Source organism: Phaeobacter sp. SYSU ZJ3003, assembly GCF_041300735.1.
Classification (GTDB): domain Bacteria; phylum Pseudomonadota; class Alphaproteobacteria; order Rhodobacterales; family Rhodobacteraceae; genus Phycobacter; species Phycobacter gallaeciensis_A.
Map to the genome: position 1 here is coordinate 1 of NZ_PXNU01000130.1, position 1,478 is coordinate 1,478.

Annotated in this window: 1 protein-coding gene; it reads right to left on the minus strand. The window is 56.1% G+C overall.

The genetic code is table 11. From position 1 onward, the window contains the following. Positions 1-261: 261 nt before the first annotated feature. Positions 262-1,401, minus strand: a complete 1,140-nt coding sequence (locus C6W91_RS21035; RefSeq protein WP_370571595.1) for an IS110 family transposase — start codon at positions 1,399-1,401, stop codon at positions 262-264. Positions 1,402-1,478: the final 77 nt, after the last annotated feature.

A 1,478-nucleotide genomic window follows, 5' to 3' on the forward strand; every position in this document is an offset into this window, starting at 1 on the left:
ATCGATCTGCATGAGGAAATTACATTTTCAAGTCCTTTTCTTTCTGTGCAACGCTGGTTTGGCTCCTCGATTATGCTCACTCCAGTGGCATCGACTTGCATACGGTGGGCGTGCTGCCCGAACCAAATTTCCGTTCACGTTCCCGGAATGGAGCCGCCTTGGTTGGGACCAAACTTCTACAGGGTTTGTGAAGACCATCAATCTTCTCGGTCACTCAACCATCCGGCGTTGCGCGTTATTCTGAAGTTTCAGTATCCCGTATTACACCTCCGCCTTCAGAACCGCGCCAGACGGGACAAGTCCCGTTTCCACATATCGCCACAAGGCCACGATGAGCTTGCGGGCAAGAGCCACAATGGCGACTTTCTTTCTCACTCCCGGGCGTTCAGCCGTGTATTTTCTGAACCAGCGCGCGAGTGCGCTTTGAGGCTGATACCGCAGCCAGCACCACGCCAGTTCGATCCCGAGGGTGCGCGCCGGTCGGTTTCCAGCTTTGCTGATACCCTGGCTTCGTTCGACATCACCACTGGAATAAGGGCTGGGCGTCAGGCCAAGGTAAGACGACAGGTGTCGCCTGTTCTTGAACTCTCGCCCGAACACCTCTGCGGACAAGAGCATCGCACTGTGTCGTCCAACACCGCGAAGCCCTTCGAGCAGCACGGCCTTCTCGTGTTCAGGAAACCGCTCCGATTCAGTCGCAAGGGCTTCGTCGCGTTCCTCCGCCAGAGCCTTGATCATCTTGTTCGTCAGTTCCAAGCGTTCGAAAGAGCGCACGATCTCGCGCATGAGCTGATCGGGGAAAGGGCGGCCATCGGCAGTTTCGAGGCCATCCAGTTTCTTGCGCCATGTGACCATCGCTGGATTGATATGCCGGACGCCTTGCAGCGCGAGGAGGGCACGAATGCGATTGATGTGGCCAGTGCGCTCGCTCATCAGCCTCTTGCGCTCTCGGTGAAAGCGTTTGGCGTCTTCTTCAGCAACGGTCGGGACGCGCACAGTTCGGAATGCCTTTCGATCACCGGAACAGTAGTTCTTCAGAAGAACGACCATGCCTTCGGCGTCGACGCGATCCGTTTTGACCCGGCGGGCTCTGCGGTTCACGAGAAAGCTGGTCGGATCCAAAACCAAGGTTTCGATCCCTTCGCTGGACAGCAGCCTCTGCAGCCAGAAACCATCGTATCCAGTTTCGAAGCAGACGATAGGTCGCTGATGAGGCCCGCAAAGCTCACTCGCCTCCGCAACGGTCGCTCGAACCAGATCAATCAGTCCTGCCGTATCAAACCCGTCCAAACGCACGGATTTGATCTTGGCCAATTGCGGCGCATCAAGCGCCACAAGCCATTTCGATTTGCTCAGATCAATGGCGACAAAGCAGGTCGCCGCAATAGATGGTGTCATCATCTTGGAAATCTCCCGTTTTGTGAATCTGCGCCCAACCTATCCGGTTCGCGCAACCTCCTGCATGGAAACTTCTATGA